This window comes from Acinetobacter sp. S4397-1 (assembly GCF_024129285.1).
In the GTDB taxonomy this organism is placed as follows: domain Bacteria; phylum Pseudomonadota; class Gammaproteobacteria; order Pseudomonadales; family Moraxellaceae; genus Acinetobacter; species Acinetobacter lwoffii_C.
Genome location: NZ_JAMXXZ010000008.1, coordinates 73,785 through 94,958 on the forward strand (window position 1 = coordinate 73,785; position 21,174 = coordinate 94,958).

General features: G+C 39.8%; 16 protein-coding genes. 10 read left to right on the forward strand and 6 right to left on the reverse strand.

The window, feature by feature from the left end; all coding sequences use genetic code 11:
• Positions 1-11 precede the first annotated feature (11 nt).
• The 8 genes from NI467_RS06655 to NI467_RS06690 all read left to right on the forward strand — a co-directional run bounded on the left by NI467_RS06655 (position 12) and on the right by NI467_RS06690 (position 10,931).
• Positions 12-515: a type VI secretion system tube protein Hcp gene (locus NI467_RS06655; protein ID WP_151203073.1), complete on the forward strand. Its 504-nt coding sequence runs from the start codon at positions 12-14 to the stop codon at positions 513-515.
• A 74-nt stretch (positions 516-589) separates the two neighbouring features.
• Positions 590-1,066, forward strand: a complete 477-nt coding sequence (tssE, locus tag NI467_RS06660; RefSeq protein ID WP_151203074.1) for a type VI secretion system baseplate subunit TssE — start codon at positions 590-592, stop codon at positions 1,064-1,066.
• A gap of 11 nt (positions 1,067-1,077) precedes the next feature.
• Positions 1,078-2,886 (forward strand): type VI secretion system baseplate subunit TssF, encoded by a 1,809-nt coding sequence (gene tssF, locus NI467_RS06665; protein WP_151203075.1) that lies wholly within the window; start codon positions 1,078-1,080, stop codon positions 2,884-2,886.
• Complete coding sequence (gene tssG, locus NI467_RS06670; protein ID WP_253151994.1) at positions 2,850-3,845, forward strand: type VI secretion system baseplate subunit TssG; 996 nt, start codon at positions 2,850-2,852, stop codon at positions 3,843-3,845. Before tssF ends, tssG begins: the two co-directional genes overlap by 37 nt.
• A complete protein-coding gene (locus NI467_RS06675; protein WP_253151995.1) occupies positions 3,842-5,302 on the forward strand; it encodes a hypothetical protein in 1,461 nt (486 codons plus the stop codon). Before tssG ends, NI467_RS06675 begins: the two co-directional genes overlap by 4 nt.
• 33 nt (positions 5,303-5,335) lie before the next feature.
• On the forward strand, positions 5,336-9,160 hold the full coding sequence (tssM, locus tag NI467_RS06680; protein ID WP_253151996.1) for a type VI secretion system membrane subunit TssM: 3,825 nt from the start codon (positions 5,336-5,338) through the stop codon (positions 9,158-9,160).
• Positions 9,161-9,202: 42 nt separating this feature from the next.
• Positions 9,203-10,162 (forward strand): type VI secretion system-associated protein TagF, encoded by a 960-nt coding sequence (tagF, locus tag NI467_RS06685; protein WP_253151997.1) that lies wholly within the window; start codon positions 9,203-9,205, stop codon positions 10,160-10,162.
• Position 10,163: 1 nt separating this feature from the next.
• Positions 10,164-10,931 (forward strand): OmpA family protein, encoded by a 768-nt coding sequence (locus NI467_RS06690; RefSeq protein ID WP_374982203.1) that lies wholly within the window; start codon positions 10,164-10,166, stop codon positions 10,929-10,931.
• Between the two features lie 556 nt (positions 10,932-11,487).
• Here NI467_RS06690 and lpdA read toward each other — a convergent pair.
• Genes lpdA through NI467_RS06710 form a run of 4 tightly spaced genes read right to left on the reverse strand, consistent with a single transcriptional unit; the run spans position 11,488 to position 16,433 of the window.
• Positions 11,488-12,888: a dihydrolipoyl dehydrogenase gene (lpdA, locus tag NI467_RS06695; RefSeq protein ID WP_253151998.1), complete on the reverse strand. Its 1,401-nt coding sequence runs from the start codon at positions 12,886-12,888 to the stop codon at positions 11,488-11,490.
• A gap of 11 nt (positions 12,889-12,899) precedes the next feature.
• The gene (locus tag NI467_RS06700; protein ID WP_253151999.1) at positions 12,900-14,435 is read right to left on the reverse strand and encodes a 2-oxo acid dehydrogenase subunit E2; all 1,536 of its coding nucleotides are present in this window, start codon (positions 14,433-14,435) and stop codon (positions 12,900-12,902) included.
• Position 14,436: 1 nt separating this feature from the next.
• On the reverse strand, positions 14,437-15,456 hold the full coding sequence (locus NI467_RS06705; protein ID WP_253152000.1) for an alpha-ketoacid dehydrogenase subunit beta: 1,020 nt from the start codon (positions 15,454-15,456) through the stop codon (positions 14,437-14,439).
• A 14-nt stretch (positions 15,457-15,470) separates the two neighbouring features.
• Positions 15,471-16,433, reverse strand: coding sequence for a thiamine pyrophosphate-dependent dehydrogenase E1 component subunit alpha (locus tag NI467_RS06710; RefSeq protein WP_253152001.1), 963 nt, complete (start codon positions 16,431-16,433; stop codon positions 15,471-15,473).
• A gap of 342 nt (positions 16,434-16,775) precedes the next feature.
• Here NI467_RS06710 and lipA point away from each other — a divergent pair, with 342 nt between their 5' ends.
• Positions 16,776-17,750: a lipoyl synthase gene (gene lipA / locus NI467_RS06715; RefSeq protein ID WP_253152002.1), complete on the forward strand. Its 975-nt coding sequence runs from the start codon at positions 16,776-16,778 to the stop codon at positions 17,748-17,750.
• A 234-nt stretch (positions 17,751-17,984) separates the two neighbouring features.
• A complete protein-coding gene (locus NI467_RS06720) occupies positions 17,985-19,076 on the forward strand; it encodes a transcriptional regulator (RefSeq protein WP_253152003.1) in 1,092 nt (363 codons plus the stop codon).
• Between the two features lie 369 nt (positions 19,077-19,445).
• Here NI467_RS06720 and NI467_RS06725 read toward each other — a convergent pair whose 3' ends face one another.
• Both NI467_RS06725 and NI467_RS06730 read right to left on the reverse strand, forming a co-directional pair.
• Positions 19,446-19,937 (reverse strand): flavin reductase family protein, encoded by a 492-nt coding sequence (locus NI467_RS06725; protein ID WP_253152004.1) that lies wholly within the window; start codon positions 19,935-19,937, stop codon positions 19,446-19,448.
• Positions 19,938-20,126: 189 nt separating this feature from the next.
• Positions 20,127-21,155, reverse strand: a complete 1,029-nt coding sequence (locus NI467_RS06730; RefSeq protein WP_253152017.1) for a methionine synthase — start codon at positions 21,153-21,155, stop codon at positions 20,127-20,129.
• Positions 21,156-21,174: the final 19 nt, after the last annotated feature.

The window sequence follows — 21,174 nt, forward strand, 5'->3', positions numbered from 1 at the left end:
AAATCATTAAAATGAAAGATATTTACGTCCAGTTCCGTGGCAAGTATAAAGTTGATGGTGAATCACGTGATTCTGAACATAAAAGCTGGTTAGAAGTGAATTCATGGGCACACCATATCCGTCAGCCAAAATCTGCGACTTCTTCCAGTGTAGGGGGGCATACTGCAGAACGTGTTGAACATTCTGATATGGTCTTTATTAAAGACCTGGATGCAACCAGTCCGAAACTCTGGGAAGCGTGCTCTGCTGGTTATACCTTTGATGAGGTGCAAATTGACTTTTATCGTGCAAATGGTGATAAGCGCATCAAATATTTGCAGATTAAACTCAAGCATGTGCTGGTGTCTCAGGTCACTCCAAATGTGAATCAGGAGGGGGTACCAACTGAAACCTTTGGTCTGAAATATGCTGCAGTCGAGTGGACTTATAACCAGCAAGACATTAATGGTTCACAAAAAGGTGCAGTCACTAAAAAATGGTCATTGTCGAATAATACCGCTTCTTACGCGGCTTAATTTACATGCCCCGAATAAAGGTGGGTACTTACCTGCCTTTATCTCTATCTATAGCAATATTAAATGATAAGAATATGAATTTGGATCGACTTTATCCCTATGGATTTAGAAGCAGTTTATTTGAGCGTTTATTGCCTGCAGATGATCAAGTTAGATCAGGTTTGTCTATACAGGAATTAAGACAATCTATAGCGCAGGACCTCGAAGATCTTTTAAATAACCGGATGACGCATCTGGGGCAATCTGCTGAGTATTATTCAGAGATTAAAAGCTCTATTCTGCAATTCGGCATTATTGATTTTGTTGGTCTATCAACTGCGAATCCTATGGATCGTGACAAAATCTGTCATTCTATTGCGCAATCGATTAGTGCACATGAACCGCGTTTAAAACAGGTCAAGGTAGAGATGCTGATGAATGAAAATAATATGAGCAGCCTATACTTAACTATTTCTGCTTACTTAAATATTTCACCTTTATATGAAACAGTCATGTTTGATGCGCTTCTCAAACCGACTACACAACAATATGTTATTTTGGCTCGAAAATAAGCAGGTTGCATGTGATTGAAGATTTATTACCCTATTATGAAAAGCAATTACAGGAATTTGGCCGACAATCACGAGAATTTGCCAACAAATATCCAAAAATTGCTCAACGCCTTGCTTTAAATCAAGAACATATTGATGATCCACATATTGAACGGTTGATTCAGGCATTTTCATTGATTTCGGCACGTATTGATAAAAAGCTGAATGATAGTTATGAGATATTTACCCGTTCGATTTTTGAGATCATGTTTCCTCAATATCTAAAAACTTTTCCTGCCTGTTCAATCATCAGTTTTGAAGATACAAATAAAATTAAAAGCTTAAAAGAAGTACATGTAGTTGCAAAAAATACGGTTCTGAAAGCGCGAAGTATTCGTGGCGTGCAATGTGAATATCGTACGGTAAATAGTGTCACGCTATTACCCATACATTTGAAGGAGGTCAACTTTAAAACACATCCTTCTGCCTATATACATCTGAATCGTAATGCAACGTTGATTTTGAAGTTTGAAGTTTTTAACCAGCAGCATCAATTATTATCCCAACACAAATTACCTTTATATCTGGATGCTATTTCTAATTTTCCCTTGCAGCTTCTAGATACGATTTTTAAGTCGGACACCCAGTTTTCTTTCAAATATCAAGCTTATGAAACCAATATTTCTAATCCGTTCGAGGTCATGGGCTTTGCTGAAGAAGACAGTCTTCTTCCTGTCGATCAGCATACACATCAAGCCTATCGTTTGTTGACTGAATATTTCTGTTTTCCTGAAAAATTCAATTTCTTAAATATCAATCTGGATTTTTTAAAAGCTGTAACTGAGGCTCCAACAGAGTTTGAGTTGAAAATTCATTTTAAAGCCAACTTGAATGATCAGGCGGCTATCCATAATTATGCAGAATTAAACAGTGCAAATTTTAAACTCTTTGCCACACCAGTCGTTAATCTGTTTGAAAAACAGGCTGAACCACAAAAAATTGATCATCAATGCCTCGAATATCCTCTGATAAGTGATGTCCACCATCCTGAGTATTTTCAGATTTATGGTGTGACCGAGATGCATCTTTTACGGGAAACCATTGATAAAAAACAGCTATATTTTCCAATCTTGCCATTTTTTGCAATGAGTCATTATCACCAAAATGACCAGCAGTTTTTTTATCAGCTTTCACCCACAGCCGATCAAAACAATCCTATAGACTTTAAATATTCGATTATTTCCAAACATTTAAAGCCAGGAGCCTTTACTTCTGACTTTATCAGTACCCGTTTACTCTGTACCAATCGAGACCTGCCTTTTGAAAGTTATGATCAAGGACAAAACAGCCTGTCATTAAATGAAAATCATCTGGTGCGTAAAGCTCGACTATTAAAACGGCCGAACTTACCCTATCGTTTTCAGCAGAAACAGCTCGAACAATGGCGGATCATTTCGCATTTATCTTTAAATAATTTATCCCTGATAAAAGGGGATGTGGTTAGTCATCTTAAAGAATTACTTGAACTTTATAACTTGCCACAATCTAAAGAAAATCAGCTCATTATTAACACAATTCAGTCAATTAAATTTTCATTGGGGCAGAAACTGATGAGCCATCAGCCATTCCCACTATTTATTCGAGGCATTAAAGCTGAAATCCAGCTGGATAGCCAAGTTTTCCGGGGGGCAAGTGTCTATATCTTTGCTCAGATTTTAAACCATATTTTTAACTTAAAAGTTCAGATGAATAGTTATGTCGAGATGACGGTACTGGATTCAGAATCAAAACAGGAGTTATACCAATGCATACAAAACGTTGGTGGCAAGAAACTTCTGTAATTGATCAGCTGTATCAACAGCCAACTGCATTTGAACTGATTCAGGCAACCCGTCTATTTCGGCATGCGCCCGAACAGTCAAAACAGCAGAAATGGAGTAATAGCTTTTATTTTTTGAGCTCATTAAGTCTGAACTTTCCAGCTTCTGAGATCGAGTCAGCTCATCTGCAAGATGGTCGGATCCAGATCACCAATTTGATGGTCGGATTGACCGGAATACAGGGGGTATTGCCTTATACCTATACCTATAAAGTCAGACATGCTGCACGACAACAGCGTGAACAAAGCTTACATTTTTTAGGATTGTTTAATCATAAGCTGACTACCCAATATATAGATGCCTGCCTGAATTATCATTTGCCAGTTCGTTATGAAATTGAACAGGATAATTATTACCTGAAAATTTTACATGCCTTAACAGGGTATGTAACAGAGCAGCAAGATCAACGGCACATAGATGATTATTTTGCTGAATTTTCCGGTTTAATGCAGGGGCAGAACAATAGTAAATATGCTTTAAAAACCATTCTGTCTTGCATTTTTCAGTTTGATTTTGAGATTAATCAACTTATTCCGGAGCAGTTCCAGCTGGATGAGCAACAAAAAAGTCATTTAAGCCAATCCCGGCCTACTTTATTGGGTATAAATAGTTTTTGTGGCGAAAAAGTGACACAAGTTGATGAAAAAATTGAAATTGTTATTGGGCCTTTAGGACGGCTGGATTATTTAAAATTTTTGTCTCAAGGGGAATATAGCCTTAAATTACAACAAATCATCAGTACTTGGTGTAGTCCTACCTTACAGGTCAGTCTCCGTTTGATTCTGGATAAAGAACAGCTTTCCTCTATCCAGCTTGGAAAGGGCTGTTCAATGACCCTGGGTGAAGGGGCGTTACTCATGCCCAGACAGGATGTACATAATGCCGATACCTTTTATCATTTAAAGGGGAGCATGACATGATTAAACTCATCATCTCTGCTTTCTTGGCTATAGCTGTGTCAATAAGTACGGTTGTTATTTATTACTGGAGAGACAGCCATTATGATCCCTCACAAATGGATCTGGTCGGGATGTTTATCTTACTGCCATTTGTCATTTGCATACTGATTTTGAGTCCCTACTTTATTTATAAAACGATTCAATACTATCGAAACGAAAAGTTGCAGCAGCAAAAAAATCAAGAACTTACTGCTTTAAAAAATGATAAAAAGCAACAGGATAAAAGCAAAAATGAGCAGGATGTTGAGCATCATCGTTTAAATATTTTATCCAGCGCTGCCTGGCATTGTTTTGGGGAAAATGAAGAAATACTACAGTCGATGACACAATTTAAAAGCCCTGAACTGGATTTTCAGCTGACTAACAATTTTGGGTTGCCACTTTTATCCTATCGTATTGCCGAGCTGGACCAATGGCTAGAAAAAGCCGATTTAGATGAAGAAAAGTTATTTTCCAATACACGGGAACGGCGTATACAACAATTAATTCAACAACAACTACAAAAGCATGCGCATAGCATGCATGCAATTGCACAACAATTAAAGCGCTCAGCACTGTTTTATGATAATGAATTTGCCTATCAATATCGTATGCATCCCGGCTGGAATCCAGAGAATCAGTATGACTATAAAGTAGAAAATGATGATCTTTTAAAGCAGGAAATTGTTGAGGAGGTCGCTCAGTTAAATCGCTTAAATATTCATATATTAATCGCCGAAAGTTTAGTGCATTCTTGGGATGATCAAGCATATCAAGCCCAGCTTTTGCAGCAATTAGAACATGACTATGCCTTCTTGATCGACCATGTTCATATTGAATTCCATTTTCTTGCCAGGCAGAGTGCTTATGCTGCCTGTATGACACTTTTGCAAGATATTGCACAGCAGTCTGAGGAAGCAAGCCTGATCATTATGGCGGATTCCGAGATTGATCAGGAATGGGTGGATGAAAATTTCTGGCAGCATGAGCAATATATAGCTTCAGAATATGCAGCCAGCTGGTGCTTAACTGCCGAGCAGGTAGCTCTAGAAGAAATAACAGCAGTACAAATTTTAAAAATGAGTCATCATGTCAAAAAATTAGAAAAAGATTTAATCGGGCAACAGCTGGACCTGTCTGCTCAACTGGAAACAGAACAGGCTTTTGTGCTGTTATTAGATGAGGCGAAAAAATCAAAGAGTCTTCAACAGTTACAGCAAAACTTTAATCCGGTTGGAATTTCTTCTGAGTATTTTATTTATATTCAGTCTTTTATAGGAAATACACAATGTTTTGGACATGTTTTAGGATTAATGCTGCTCACACAAATGCGGGACAATGTTATTACAATGGCTTATAGCCTGGAGCAGCCACATACCTATATCTATTGTGAGAATAAAAATCCGGAACATGCTGAAACACTACCCTTAATTGCATAACGACTTAAAAATATAGAAAAATTAGAGATTATAGTGAATACATTAATTTATACGTTCCTTGGTTATATCTGGCAATATGTCACTCATCCTAAAGCCATCATGGCCCTGTCTTTCTTTGTTGTGCTTATCTCAATGATGAATACGGTCTCTGATCAGGTGTTCTGGAGTTTGGCGGCTGTGTATATTGCTGTTTTGATGGGTTGGGGGATTTATGAGCTGATTCAACATTATCGTCATGGCAAAAAGGGCAAAGAACTTGCTGAAGCGATCTCCAGACAGGCTGAGGCTGATCATAAATATAAAAATAAAGAGGAGTTACAGCTGCTTAACCAGCAAATGAAACAGTCGATCCAACTCTTGCGTAAATCCAGGCTGGGTGATCAAAAAGGCAATGCAGCGCTTTACGGATTACCCTGGTATATGGTGATCGGGAATCCGGCGGCAGGAAAAAGTTCGGCCATTTATCATTCCGGATTGAATTTTCCATTCGAAGATGCGCACCGTAAAACGGTATCTGCAAGTTTAAGTGGTACACGAAACTGTGACTGGTTTTTCTCCACCGAAGGGGTGTTGCTGGATACGGCGGGACGTTATTCGGTTTACAGTGAAGATCATTCTGAATGGTTGGGCTTTTTAAATATTTTAAAAAAGAACCGTTCCAAAGCTCCGATTAATGGTCTGATTGTCATTGTCAGTATTGCCGAGTTGGTGAGCCAGAGCCCGGAAAAATCCATTCAACTGGCAAAAAATCTGCGGAACCGGATTCAGGATTTGACTGAGCGACTAGAGGTCGTGACGCCTGTATACCTTATCTTTTCCAAAATGGATTTGATTGCCGGATTTACGGAGTTTTTTGATTGTTATAACGAGCATGAGTTTGATCAGATTTGGGGGGCTACTTTGGCTTATGACACTCAATCTAGTGAAAATGCCGCTCAGCTATTTGAAAAGCATTATAGTATCTTATATGACGGTTTGAAGAATGTGAGTCACACCCATTTATCACGGCGGCATTCCCAGTATATTTCACCGAGTGTCATGACCTTTCCGCTAGAGTTTAAAAGTCTAAAACCGGTATTAAGAACTTTCATTTCAGCACTTTTTCAGGAAAATCCTTACCAGTTTAAACCGGTATTTCGTGGTTTTTATTTTACCAGCGCTTTACAGGAAGGGCTGATTGAAAGTCCTAAAACTGAACAGATTGCTGAAGATTTTCATCTGATTCAAAGCCAAGAAGGCAAGTTTGGCTTACCCACACGATCAATTTCCCAAGATCATGGATATTTCTTAAAAAACCTGTTTTCGGAAGTTATTTTAAAAGATAAAAACCTGGCCAGGCAGCAGATCAATCCTTTGCGGAAACGTCAGCGTTTTATCAGTTTTATAGGCTCTTTATTGACGGTAGCCATCGTTTTGAGTCTGTGGATCTGGTCATATCGTAATAATCAGCAGTTAATTAACGAAATTCAGGCGGATTTGAATAAAGTTGTGCAAATGCAGCAACATCATGGGCCTGAACTCTCGACACAGCTGGATGCTTTACTCATTCTGCAAAATCATCTACAACAACTGGATCATTATGAACAGGATCGTCCATTAAAATATAGTTTTGGCCTGTATCAAGGCAACCGGATCAGGGAACAACTCGAAAAAGAATATCTCAAAGGTGTGGATTTACTGGTATTGCAACCGACACAGCAAAATATTGCCCAATATTTGCAGCAACTTAAATTCAATAAAGAGAACCTGAAAGCCAATTATATTAATGTATCGGGACAACAGACGGCTCAAGCCAAACAGGTAATCACTGAGCCTTCCGAGCAAAATCCTCAAGATGCTTATAATGCGCTCAAAACCTATTTGATGTTGAGTAACCGTCAGTATATTGAGGCGGGGCATCTGAGTAATCAGGTGACACGTTTTTGGCGCCTATGGTTAGAGAGCCATCGTGGTGAAATGCCGCGTACTGAAATGATCCAAAAGGCTGAGCAGGTCTTAAGCTATGCCATGACTTTAACGCATCGTTCATATTTTCCTCAATTGAATTCTGATGCGATGCTGGTTGAGCAAAGCCGGCAGATTTTAACAGCTGTAACGACGGGCGTCTCGGCACGGGATCGGGTCTATAATGAAATTAAAATGCGAGCTTCTGTACGTTTTCCTGTTCTGACCCTCAAGCACATTCTGGATGATGAGACTCAATCAGTCATGCTGAGTAGTTATGCGGTGCTTGGCCTTTATAGTTATCAGGCGTGGAATGAATATGTTCAACCTGCAATTGAAAAAGCAGCGCAGAATCCAACAGAGAGCAAGGACTGGGTCCTGAATGTATCTAAATCTGATGATCTCAGTTTCAGCGGTAGCCCGGAACAGATCCGTAAACAGCTAACCGATATGTACAAACAGGAATATATTGTCGAATGGCGCAAATTTCTCAGTGGGATTCATTATGCAAAAGCAGCAGATATGAACCAGCAGATCCGGCAGATGGATGTCTTGGGAGAAAACGAACATTCGCCTATCAGAAAGCTATTACAACGTGCGGCTAAGGAAACCAGTTGGGATAATCCCGTAGTACAGGCAGAGCTGGCCATACCGCAAAAAGGCTTTATGGCCTGGTTTAAACGTAAAGTTTTAAGACGTGATGAAGTTCATTTAGCTCAAAACTCAGGCTCTCTTTTGTCTCAAGGCATGATTGCCAAAGATTTTCAGGCCCTGTATCAGATTGTTCGTCAGCGGGATGATTTACAAAACAAATCCTTGCTGGATGAATACCTTCAATCCGTGGGTAAAATGCGTAGCCAGTTTAATGATCTGAAAAGCTCTGGAGATATAGGTCCTGCGAGTATGGCTTTACTTCGTCAAACTATTCACGAGCAGAATTCTATCTTTAATACGAGCCAGAAGTTTGTCAGTGAAAAAATGTTGGCCGGCAGTCAGGAGCTTGATCAGAAAACACTGCAAAAGATTTTAGTCGCTCCACTCACGCAGGCATTTTCAAGCCTGATTCCACCAGCACAGACAGAAATTAATAAACTCTGGCAAATACAGGCTTATCAGCCATTTACCAGCAGTATGGCACACAAATATCCATTTAATAGTCAGGCCAGCTTACAGGCCACTACGACAGAAATTAACCAGATTTTTGGTGAAAATGGCAGTATTGCACGCTTTGTCAAAGAATATCTGGATCCTTTTGTGATTCGTCGCGGCTATCATCTGACCACTAAGACCTGGCAGGATTTGGGAGTAGGTTTGCATCCTGCTTTTGTTTCAAATTTCCAGAATTATCTTGCTCCGGTGCATGGGGTCGCTACAGGAGAATTAAATCAGACTTCAAATAACATGGCTCCCAATCAGTCAAATTTCCAGTTTTTCCCTCTAGAAAATCCTAATCTGTTGTCCTATAGCATTGAGATTGATGGACAACGGATGTTGTTTGAAAATGGGATACAACAATGGGTGAATTTTATTTGGCCGAATCCGGGTACTATTCCGGGCGCACGAATTACTGTGGTTGATCTAGAAGGGAAGATACATACTATTTTTGATGAGCCAGGTGAATATGGGATTAACCGTCTGATTGATTCTGCAAAGCGCCAGCAAAAAGGAAATATTTTTGAAATGCTATGGCAGAGCAAAGAGCAGCCGAACTTGGCGATAAAAGTAAATTTTCGTCTGGTGAGCGGAGATACGGCGAGTTCTATAGGAGGTCGTGCCAGTTATAACAATTTGCAACTGGTTGATCAGGTCATGTCCAACAAAGCGGTGCGAGTGATTGCTGCGCAGTCTGCAATCAGCAATGGACAGACCGCTTCTGCTTTGGCAACTGGAAAAGCAGGGGATACTGCGCCATGAAGAGCATCCATTTATTGAGAAAAAATAGTGAGGATGGTTGGTATGTATAAATTATCAACTCAGCCTTTCTATTATGGAAAATGTCCAGCACATGGCGACTTCTTGAAATCGCAAGGTCACCCTCACTTAATTCAGTCTTTAGATCGCTGGATTAGTGAAGCACTGGAATACGCGATGCAGTCTAAAAACTTCAAGCAGCATTATAGCGATTTGCCGTCTCTGGATTTTTTTCTGGTAAATCTACAGGAATCGCAGCTTTTGGTAGCCCACCTGATCAGTAGTGAAGATTATTCAGGTCGCTATTTTCCGATGGTACTTGGACATCTCATTGAAATGGATCAGCCTCATAAAAATATGATTTATTTGCCGTATCGTTTTAAGCCCACCTTGATTGATCTTTATCAGCGTAATCGAGTTATACGCTCAATTCGTAATCCGGATATTTTACTGGATAAGTTGAGTAAGCTAGCTGATCGGAGTCCTGTGTATAGCCAGGAAGATGTACAAAGTTTTTATAATAATCAGACCTTGAACACGCTGGCCAAACTTATGGATTTGGCGGTGTATGAGTTGGTGCAAACCCTGATTGCACTTGGCCTATTACTCCAGCCTGTTATTCAATATGGAGCAAAACGCTTAAATAAAACTCTGATTTTACCGCTTCATAATATGAGTTATAGCTATGAAATTGCTGCCTTTTGGGTCCATTTAATTGGCCTGTTTATGCAGCAACAGCATAATCAACTCTTTATTGGATTATTGCATGCTGAACAACCCGTTTTATTATGTGGCTTTCAAGGTACAGATAGTACGGTTCTGGGAGATATCCTTAGGCAAAATATGCAAAGCCAGCATTGGGTTTCCTTGGTTAAAGCCGAATGGATTGAGCCATATTTAGAACAGAATGCAGGACTAGCAGCATTAGAACAAAATTTAAATCAGCAGCGGATGAGTCTCGAACATACGATTCAAGTTTTTAAACAAACACTTATTGATGGATAAAATGAATAAAATCAAACATATAAATCAAATTAAATTTTTCATAGCTGTCATGGGGTTGAGCCTAAGCTTTAGTATCTGTGCTCAGCCAATTGTGATTGAGGGTGTAGTACCGAATGAAAAAATGAAAACAGACATTTTGACTAGGGCTTATATGACTTATGGACAACCAAATGTTGTCGACCGAATTCAGATTCGGCAGGTTACAGCTCCTAGTGACTGGTCAAACACCGTAACCAAGGTGATTAATGAGGATCTTAAAAGGGTTAAAAAGGGCAATTTGACCATTAAAGGCACTGATATTCGACTGACTGGCAAGGTTGATCATTCTGATGAAATTCACCTGACCACCGCAAAATTCCAGGGTTTAACTCCAGAAAACTATCATTTAAATACAGCGCTTTCTATCAATCAGGCTGAGCAGAAAATAATTGATGCAGCTTTAAAAAACCGAATTATTGAGTTTGAATCGGGAAGTGCAATCTTGGCAACTTCTAGTACACAAATTTTAGACGAAATGGTGGTTGCGTTAAATAAAGCGGGAGCTAAGAAAGTTCGGATCATTGGACATACCGACAGTTCAGGAGATGTCAATAAAAATATTATCCTCAGCCAGCAACGCGCTGAGACTGTCAAAAAATATCTTATTGCTAAAAATATTCCTGAACATTCATTAAGTACTGAAGGTTTGGGAGCGAGTAAACCTGTTGCTGATAATGCAACGCCTGAAGGTCGTAAGAAAAACCGTAGAATTGAGTTTGAGGTTTTATGAAAATATCAGGACTCGTCAGTGGAATTGGGTTTTTCAGTAAATTAAAGTTCTGTAGACATGGTTGAAATTAACTTTGAGAAAGACCCAAAAGAGCACTAACAATCTATTAATAAATGAAATGCTTGGATTACTTGATTTCGTATAATGTATATTATGTTAAATCATGAACACCAGACAATAAGTTCATAAATACTATCCTATCTATAATTCCTGTCGATAAAAGTTAATTTTGAAATTGTGGTAATTTTTTGAGTTTTTTTCATTCTAAGAGTTAACTAGTCAAAAAGAAGTAAATTCTAATATTAACTAGTCATGTAATTGTATGTAAATAAATTTAATTAATAAAATTTAAACACTTATTGAATTACTTATTCTAATAGTTAGGTAGTCATTGCAGTTAATTTTGAAATTTTCAGCAGAAATTAAAGCTAAAAATGAAGTCGCCAAAAAGTAAAGCGAACTATGAAATAAAACCCTCCTTGGAGAGTTTTTATAGTTCGCTTTATAGGAATTAACTAATAATTCTAGGTTCGCCTCCTAAGAATCTTGCGACTTCTTAAATATGGATTGCACGTTGCATCGCCGATAATACCGACTCATGCATCGCCTCAGACAAAGTCGGATGAGGGAAAATGACCTGTGCTAAGCTTTCATCTGTAGCTTCTAGGCATTTTGCGATGGCAAAACCTTGAATATGTTCGGTGACTTCATGTCCGACCATGTGAGCACCTAATAACTCACCCGTTTCCTGACTAAAAATGGTTTTAACAAATCCTGCACTATCGCCTAAAGCCAATGCCTTACCATTGGCTTGCAAAGGAAACTTACCAACATTGATACTCAAGCCTGCAGCTTTCGCTTTCTGTTCTGTTAAACCAATACTGGCCACTTGAGGATGGGTAAAGATACAGCCTGGAATTTGTGTACGATCTAAAGCATGTACATGACTTAGGCCTGCAATTTTCTCTACACAAAGAATGGCTTCATGACTGGCTTTGTGTGCCAAACACGGTGCACCAGCGACATCGCCAATTGCATAAACGCCCACAACATTGGTTTTACACCATGAGTCGACTTTAATAAAGCCATTCTCAAATTCAATCCCCAAAGCTTCTAGGCCAAGATTTTCAGCATTCGGTTTTACTCCAGTAGCCGAAAGTACCTTTTCAACGCTAATGATTTGCACACCTGTGGCAGTTTCAATATGGCAATGTACTTGAGCATGATCTGTTTCTATTTTCTTTACAGTCGCTTCGGTTAAAACCTGCATCCCCTGCTGTTCAAATTGCTTTTGTACATACTTCGCAACTTCAATGTCTTCGCTAGGTAGAATCTGTTTTGCAATATCAACCAAGGTGACTTGGCAGCCTAAGTCTTGGTATAGGCTTGCGAACTCACTGCCTATAGCACCCGAACCAATGACCAGTAAAGACTTTGGTAATTGTTCTGGAACTAAAGCTTCTTTATAACTCCAGATTTGATCTCCATCTACAGGAATATGAGGCAGATTAGCTGCATGTGCACCTGTTGCTACAATAATATGTGGTGCAGAAATTTGCTGTTTCCGACCATTTACATCTGTAAGTTGTAATTGTTCTTTGGCAATAAACTGGGCTGTCGCATTGAAAACAGTAATTTGATTCTTTTTCAATAATTGACCAATACCTTGTACCAGTTGTTCAGAAACCTGTCTGCTATGATGGACCAGTTTTTGAATGTCAAAATTAACAGCGTTAAGAGTAAAGCCGAAATGCTCTGCGGATTTAAACTGCTGCGCAAGCGCAGCCCCGCTTAATAATGCCTTGGTTGGAATGCATCCCCAATTAAGACACACCCCTCCTAAGTGTTGTTTTTCAACGACTGCAGTTTTTAATCCCAGTTGTGCTGCGCGAATCGCAGCGACATACCCTCCGGGACCAGCACCAATAACCACAAGATCAAACTGTGTATCTGACATGTCTTTTCCTCCTACACCAAAATTAATGCAGGATTTTCGACAAACTGCTTAAACGCCGATAGGAATTGAGCACCCAATGCACCATCAATAACACGATGATCACATGACAATGTTGCTGTCACCATTTCACGAGCAACAATCTCATCATTTTCGACGATAGCACGTTTTTCGGCTGCACCGAGGGCCAGAATTGCACCTTGAGGTGGGTTAATAATGGCATCAAACTGTTGAATACCCAGCATTCCTAAATTGGAAATACTGAAACTGCCACCTTGAAACTCATCAGGTGCTAATTTTCCAGTCTTGGCACGTGTCGCCAGATCACGCATATCATTAGAAATTTGTGCCAAAGATTTAAGGTTTGCTGCTTTAATAATTGGCGTGATCAGTCCGTTTTCGATGGCCACGGCAACTGAAATATCAGCCTGTTCAAACTGTAAGATCTGCTGATTTTCTTCATCAAATTGCACATTGACCTGTGGAACTTTGATCAGCGCGGCGGCGGCAGCTTTAATCAGTATATCATTAATGGACAGCTTTACTTGTGGTACGGTACTGTTAATTTGCTGACGCAAAGCCTGAACCGACTCAACATTTAAGTCTATTGTTAAGCGAAAATGTGGTGCATTGCGTTTTGCCGCTTGTAGTCGTGAAGCGATTGCTTTGCGCATACCATTCATAGCAACGGTAGTGATTTTCGCTGGCTCTGCTGGATCAGCATGATCAGCATGTTGAGCTTGTACAGGATTTTCCCGCTGATAAACTGCTTCAACATCTTCTTTACAAACTCGTCCACGTGAACCAGATGCACGGCAGTCATGCAAATTAATACCCCATTGTTTGGCTAAACGGCGGGCAACAGGTGTCGCTAGAACCTGACTGTCATCTGCTTTAGATTTGGCGGCTTTCGTACTGGCCTGACGACGTACATCTGGACAAGCCCCACCAGCGGCTTGGACTGCGGCCTGAATATCTTGAACACTAATACGCCCTTCACGTCCAGAACCAGTAATCTGAGCGAGGTTTACATTATGCTTTTCAGCCAATTTCAAGGCATGTGGTGTTGCAAAAATATCATCACTTTGCTGATAGCCCTGTAACGCAGCAGGAATTATATATCCACCCTGAGCGATAATCTTTGATCCATTACCAACACTGTTCTGTTTAGGAGCAGCTTGTACTTTGGTTTCAACTTGAGCTACAGCTACTTTTTCAGGAACCGTTTCTACAGCTTTGTTTTCTGTTACAGCTGGTGTTCCACCTAAAGACTGTGCAAACTCTTCAACTTCTGCATCGGAAACTTCTGCATCTGCACAAATTGCAATGACTCCACCTACGATAAGTGTGTCACCATCTTTAGCAATAATTTTTCGTAGCAAGCCATCGAAAGGTGCTTCCAGAACATTAACGATTTTTGTAGTTTCAATTTCACAAATTTCCTGTCCTTTACTAAATTGCGTACCTTCCTGAATCAGCCATTGGGCAATCGTGCCCTCTTCCATCGACAAACCCCATTTTGGGATTTCTAAGGTTTTAATTCTGCTCATCCTAAGCCTCCAACGTCTTACGTACAGCCTGTTCGATGCGTTCTACACTTGGTAGCCATTCTTTTTCTAGTACGGGTGAAAATGGTACGGGTGAGTGTGGTGGAGTGACTAACTCGATTGGTGCTTTAAGATAATGAAAGCCTTTCTGTGCAATGAGTGCAGCCACATCATGTCCGAAACCGCAACGCGCCGCCGATTCATCTACAATCACTACGCGACCTGTGGAAGCCACTGACTCTAAAATACCATCTTCGTCTAACGGAGAAATAGTTCGAGGGTCAACCACTTCAACCGAAATACCTTCTTTTGCCAGCTTGTCAGCAACTTCATTGGCGCGATGCACCATCAGGCTTAAGGCAATAATGGTAATATCAGTGCCTTCACGGGTGTAATTCGCAACGCCAAAAGGAATAGTGTAGGCCTCATCTGGTACTTCGCCCTTAAAGTCATACAATAACTTGTGTTCACAAAAGACCACTGGGTCATCATCTCGAATGGCTTGAATCAATAACCCTTTTACATCATAGGCACTAGAAGGTACCACCACCTTTAAACCCGGCACTGAGGCAAACACGTTATATGGCGACTGAGAATGTTGTGCGGCAGCGGAAAAACCTGCACCGATCATGCCCCGTACGACGAGTGGCGCTTTGGCTTTGCCACCAAACATGTAGCGGAATTTAGCCGCTTGGTTATACAGCATGTCATAACATACGCCATAAAAATCCATAAACATTAAGTCTGCCACAGGTCTTAAACCCGTTGCAGCAGCACCTGCCGCCATACCAATAATCGCCGATTCTGTAATCGGAGTATCAATGACTCTTTCAGAACCAAATTCAGTCCATAAACCTTTGGTTACACCCAGTACACCGCCAAAACCTTCCAGTTTATTGTCATCGGTATTTTTGCCACCATGCCCACCACGAACATCTTCACCGACCACAATGACACTTGGGTCTCGGCGCATTTCTAATTCAATTGCTTCTTTAATCGCATTTCGATAACTTTTATTTGGCATTTTTTACTATTCCTTTAGTAAGAGACGTAAACATCAGTAAGCAACTGAGAGACTTCTGGATACCTAGCTGCGCGTGCTTTTGCCACGGCGTCGTCTACATTGGCTTTAGACTGGGCATCAATCGCGTCCAGTTTAGCTTCGTCAATTTTACCTTTGACTTTTTCACGAAATATTTTCAATGGGTCTTTATGTTCTTTGACATAATCCAGTTCTTCTTTGGAGCGGATAAGCCCTGGATCACCTTCAAAATGTCCATAAAAACGGTTAGTTATCGTTTCAATTACACTCGGACCTTCACCACGGCGGGCACGTTTAATTGCCTTTTGTGCAACCTCATACACAGCAAAAAAGTCTGTTCCATCTACCTTTTCAGCAGGTAAGCCAAAACCTGCCGCTCGACCTGCAATGTCTTTACTGCCTACGGCATAGTCGTGTGCAGTACCTTCACCAAAGCCGTTATTTTCAAAAACAAAGATGACAGGAAGCTTTAACACCACAGCCATATTAATTGCTTCAAAAGTTAAGCCCTGATTTGATCCGCCATCACCCGTAAACGATAGACCAATACCACCATTCTTGAGGGTTTTGGCACTTAAAGCTGCACCAATTGCTAAAGGTGGGCCACCACCGACAATACCGTTTGCACCAAGCATGCCTTTATCTAAGTCCGCAATGTGCATTGAGCCGCCTTTACCACGACACAGACCATCATCTTTACCGAATATTTCTAGCATCATGGCGTGAATGTCACAGCCTTTAGCAATACAATGTCCGTGACCACGATGTGTTGAGGTAATGAAGTCCTTATCTGTTAAATTTTCACAGATTCCTACTGCCACCGCTTCCTCACCGCTATATAAGTGGATGAATCCTGGAATATCACCTGTATTATTTTCATCGTGAAGTCGGTCCTCAAATTCACGAATGTCGCGCATTCTTTTGTATGCTGCCAGCAATTGCTCTTCCGTTAATTGCATATATTTATTCCTTATTCCCTACGCTTAAAAGAAAATCCAAAATTGAATAATTGGATTTTTAAATCGTATATTTATATAAGAATATTTTTATTAAATTTCATATTAGACTAAAAAAATATAATGCATAAAAAGATAAGATAGATATTAAAAACATGAGCTTATAAATCTAAAAAAAATTGTAAATTTTCAATATTGTTCAATTACATATAAAAACAAACCTTTAGCCAACCTTTGTTTTGTATGATAAGTTTTTTGCCCTGTTTTAATATTATTAATGCTTTTAAAACAGCTTATTTAATATCAGAATTTATATTAATTATTTTAAACGATGGAGTGTTTGAAATGGATTTAAATAACACCAGATTAACTGGAAAGAAGCTGCGGGGCGCTGAAAAAATGGCGCGTATTCCAATTAAAGTTATTCCAACGAAAACGACACCGAAGAAGCCAGAATGGATTCGGGCTAAAATTAGTCAACCTGAGGAAGTCCAAATCATTAAGGATTTATTAAGGCAACAAAAACTACATACGGTTTGCGAAGAAGCGGCTTGTCCTAACTTGCCGCAATGTTTTGGCAGTGGGACCGCAACCTTCATGATTATGGGAGATATCTGTACTCGGCGCTGCCCATTTTGTGATGTCGCTCATGGTCGTCCTAATGCTTTAGATATTAATGAGCCAAAGCATTTGGCTGAAACGGTAAAGAATTTAAACTTAAAGTATGTCGTGATTACTTCGGTTGATCGGGACGACTTAAAAGATGGTGGCGCACAGCATTTTGCCGATTGCATTCGAGAAATTCGTCAAACCAGTCCAGAGACTTTAATTGAAATTTTAGTGCCTGATTTTCGTGGTCGTGCAGATATTGCCCTGAAGATTCTGAGTCAAAATCCACCCGATGTTTTTAATCATAATATTGAAACTGTTCCACGTTTGTATAAAGCCATGCGGCCAGGCTCTAACTATCAGCATTCATTGGATTTACTTAAGAAATTTAAACACTACTGCCCTGATATCCCAACCAAATGTGGTTTGATGGTCGGTTTGGGAGAAGTTGAAGCTGAGGTTATTGTGTTATTAAATGATTTGAAAGATTATCAAATTGACTATGTCACAATTGGCCAATACTTACAGCCATCCAAATCACATGCACCAATTCATCGTTTTGTTACATTGCAAGAGTTTAAACGGTATCAAAGTCATGGAGAACACTTAAAGTTTAAGAATATTTGGAGTGCACCATTGGTTCGGTCGAGTTATTTTGCTGATCGTCAATATCATGGTGAGGCTATACCTACTCCTTACACGCGTGAATGACTTTTTATCTTATTTACGTTTATTAACATTTCAGATGGAAATAGTCATTTTCAGTCCATAAGAACACTTTTAAAGTAGCGCAAGGAGCTGGTAAAACCAAAAGATAGGATTTAACAAAGCAAAGATAAAACCATTTTAAATGTAAGCAAGAGGAAATGGCATAATTGACTATAAACTTTAAAACTCTTTTCTAAAATTTAAAAATATTACAGTCTGATCATAAAGGAATATGATATGAATCTGTGCAATACAGCACCTGCAAAAAAGCTGCAAACAACCCATTTAATCAATCAGCATACTGTGCATGCCGCCCCTGTTTTGGCCTTACCTCCAGAAGATAGAACTTCTTTATTTCGCCGCTCTATCCAGCATAATTATGCTGACTTACTCAAAATAGCTAATGATTCAGATATGGCTATTGGTCTTACAGATCATCAAGGTACCCTCTTATGGACATGGAGTAGTTCGGCAATGCTTTCTTCTGCTGAACAGGCTCATTTTATTGAAGGTGGGCATTGGTCTACACAGGCTGTTGGGATCAATGCGATAGGTATGACTTTAAATAGCCAGATATCAAGTTGTGTCTATTCTCATGAGAACCAAATGGGCAGTGTTCGGGATTGGGTCTGTTATGCTGCACCGATCTGGGATCCGACATCAGGGCAATTTCATGGGATTATTAACCTTTCCACAAAATATAAAAAACATACTCCTTTGGGACTGCTTGCAGTTGAACGCTGTGCAGATTTAATACAACGGGCCATAAAATTTGAACAGCAAAATTTTTTATACATTAAGGCGCTAGGCTCGCCTTGGGTTCAATTTAATGGGCAAACATTGAATTTGAGTCACCGTCAAATTGAAATACTTTGCATTTTAGCTTTGCATCCCTATGGTATTGGTTTAGAAGAGTTACATTCTGCCCTTTATGGTGAGCGTAATGTCAGCCTAAAAACCCTAAAGGCTGAGCTTTCACAACTTCGTAGTCTATTACCTCATTCAATCGAGGCTCGTATTTATAGGCTTACCTGTGAAGTCCAATGTGATTTTTTACGTGCTGAACAAGCATTAAATGCAAATCTTATTGCCAGCACATTCTCGCTATATAAAGGTAGCTTTTTATCTAAATCAGAAAGCCCTTTACTAAGTACTTGGCGACATTGTTTTGATGCCCGTTTAAGCCAGTTGATCTATCAAATAAAAGATATTGATCAGTTATTACGAATTATTGGGCAAACACATGATCGAATTGATGCAGTACAGCGCTTATTAGAGTTATTACCGCAGGACAGCACCCAGCGTAATTATTTTTCGAATCTGATTTAGATTCGATAAAGACTGGTAGGAGTAATCTAGGTTTATCGGTAGTAAATGCTATCGTTACAGCATAGTTGGATATAGTGAAGACCTATACTATGCCCTAATTTTTTTAGGTTGATAGACTAAAACTTAATTTTGTAAATTGCATCTCCTGAGTAGCTAAATATAAATTTTAACTTTTCCTAGTGAACTAAACTTTTAGGTCAGCATGAATTAAATAGAATATCCGAGATATGCTACACAACATTATTTGTTGCCACAGCTCAGCCACGTGAATCTGCAACTCTATATTCACGTTGCTGAGTATTCCAAGTGACATAATATATACGTTACGCTAAAGTTTAGTGCGCTTGTACATTCTAAAAACCTCACCATTTAAGCAACTACCTCCCCACCGACATGATGATAAGCACGATTGAAATAAACCAAGCTTTGATCATTTTGACTTTGTTGAATCGCGACAATACGACACATAAAAATAGTATGCGTTCCAACTTCTTGAATCTGATCGATTTCACAATCAAAACTAACCAGAGCATCTTCCAAGACAGGTGCGCCCGTTTCTAATTCTAGCCAGGTTCCATGTTTAAACCGTTCTTCTGAATCCATTTTGGATGAAAAGACCTTGGAAATATGCTTATGTTGTGCACCCAACACATTCACGGTTAAAATTTTATTTTCTATAAAGTGTGCATGAGACCTAGAGGCTTTATTCATGCAGACCAGCAAGCTTGGCGGTGTATCCGTGACACTACATACCGCAGATGCAGTAAATCCATGAGAACCAGATGCTCCTGCTGTGGTCACAATATTGACCGCACTTGTTAACAGAGACATGGCATTTCTAAAGTCAGTTGAGTCAATCATCACTTGTTCCAAAATTAAATCGGCATTTTTCTTAAGATAGAGCTTTTTTGATACCACGGCGTCGGCAGATCAGCTGAATGTATTTGGGTTAACATGCTATTTCATCTGGATTGCGCTTATCGGTCTGATCAGAAATACCCAATCAAACCGAAGTAGATCTTTCTTGACGCATCATGCAATCAACAAGAACTAAGCTGTTAGACCTTTACGAACAATTTCTGCGCCAGCATTTAAAGCATTCAACTTGCCTATTGCGACTTGGCGAGACAACGGCGCCATACCACAGTTGGTTGAAGGATAAAGCTTGTCAGCATCAACAAAATGAAGTGCTTTACATAAGGTCTCAGCAACTTCTTCTGGGGTTTCAATTCTATTGGTTGCTACATCAATTGCACCAATCATCACCTTTTTTCCGCGAATCAGCTCAATCAGATCCATCGGAACATGAGAATTCTGACATTCTAAAGACACGATATCGATCTTGGATTTTTGCAGTTTGGGAAAGACTGCCTCGTATTGTCGCCATTCTGAGCCTAAAGTCTTTTTCCAGTCTGTATTGGCTTTAATACCATAGCCATAGCAAATGTGTACGGCGGTTTCACACTTCAGGCCTTCAAGGGCTCTTTCCAGGGTAGCAACGCCCCAATCATTCACTTCATCAAAAAACACGTTAAATGCCGGTTCATCAAACTGGATAATATCAACACCGGCAGCTTCTAATTCTCTTGCTTCCTGATTAAGAATTTTGGCAAATTCCCAGGCAAGTTTTTCACGGCTTTTGTAGTGACCATCATAGAGGGTGTCAATCATGGTCATTGGCCCAGGCAATGCCCATTTAATTGGCCGACTGGTCAGAGAGCGTAAAAATTTAGCATCTTCCACAAAAACCGGTTTTTGACGAGATACTGCTCCTACCACTGAAGGTACACTTGCATCATAGCGATTACGGATTCGGACTGTCTCACGCTTTTCAAAGTCAACGCCGTCGAGGTGTTCGATAAAGGTAGTGACAAAATGTTGGCGAGTTTGTTCACCATCGCTCACAATATCAAGACCTGCATGGACTTGTTCTAGTAATGATAAACGTAAGGCATCTTGTTTGCCTTCAATCAGTTGATCTTCCTGTAGTTTCCACGGTGACCAGAGTTTTTCCGGTTCTGCCAGCCAGGAAGGTTTTGGCAAACTGCCAGCCGTTGAGGTCGGTAATAGACGTTTCATCATCAATCTTCTTTTATCG

What these genes read in the sequence shown, in the direction of transcription:
- NI467_RS06725 (WP_253152004.1), bottom strand. Translation starts at nt 19,937, where the DNA reads ATGATTGACTCAACTGACTTTAGAAATGCCATGTCTCTGTTAACAAGT.
- NI467_RS06705 (WP_253152000.1), bottom strand. Translation starts at nt 15,456, where the DNA reads ATGCCAAATAAAAGTTATCGAAATGCGATTAAAGAAGCAATTGAATTA.
- NI467_RS06675 (WP_253151995.1), top strand. Translation starts at nt 3,842, where the DNA reads ATGATTAAACTCATCATCTCTGCTTTCTTGGCTATAGCTGTGTCAATA.
- tssG (WP_253151994.1), top strand. Translation starts at nt 2,850, where the DNA reads ATGCATACAAAACGTTGGTGGCAAGAAACTTCTGTAATTGATCAGCTG.
- NI467_RS06655 (WP_151203073.1), top strand. Translation starts at nt 12, where the DNA reads ATGAAAGATATTTACGTCCAGTTCCGTGGCAAGTATAAAGTTGATGGT.
- lpdA (WP_253151998.1), bottom strand. Translation starts at nt 12,888, where the DNA reads ATGTCAGATACACAGTTTGATCTTGTGGTTATTGGTGCTGGTCCCGGA.
- NI467_RS06720 (WP_253152003.1), top strand. Translation starts at nt 17,985, where the DNA reads ATGAATCTGTGCAATACAGCACCTGCAAAAAAGCTGCAAACAACCCAT.
- NI467_RS06710 (WP_253152001.1), bottom strand. Translation starts at nt 16,433, where the DNA reads ATGCAATTAACGGAAGAGCAATTGCTGGCAGCATACAAAAGAATGCGC.
- tssE (WP_151203074.1), top strand. Translation starts at nt 590, where the DNA reads ATGAATTTGGATCGACTTTATCCCTATGGATTTAGAAGCAGTTTATTT.
- NI467_RS06690 (WP_374982203.1), top strand. Translation starts at nt 10,164, where the DNA reads ATGAATAAAATCAAACATATAAATCAAATTAAATTTTTCATAGCTGTC.
- NI467_RS06700 (WP_253151999.1), bottom strand. Translation starts at nt 14,435, where the DNA reads ATGAGCAGAATTAAAACCTTAGAAATCCCAAAATGGGGTTTGTCGATG.
- tagF (WP_253151997.1), top strand. Translation starts at nt 9,203, where the DNA reads ATGTATAAATTATCAACTCAGCCTTTCTATTATGGAAAATGTCCAGCA.
- NI467_RS06730 (WP_253152017.1), bottom strand. Translation starts at nt 21,155, where the DNA reads ATGAAACGTCTATTACCGACCTCAACGGCTGGCAGTTTGCCAAAACCT.
- lipA (WP_253152002.1), top strand. Translation starts at nt 16,776, where the DNA reads ATGGATTTAAATAACACCAGATTAACTGGAAAGAAGCTGCGGGGCGCT.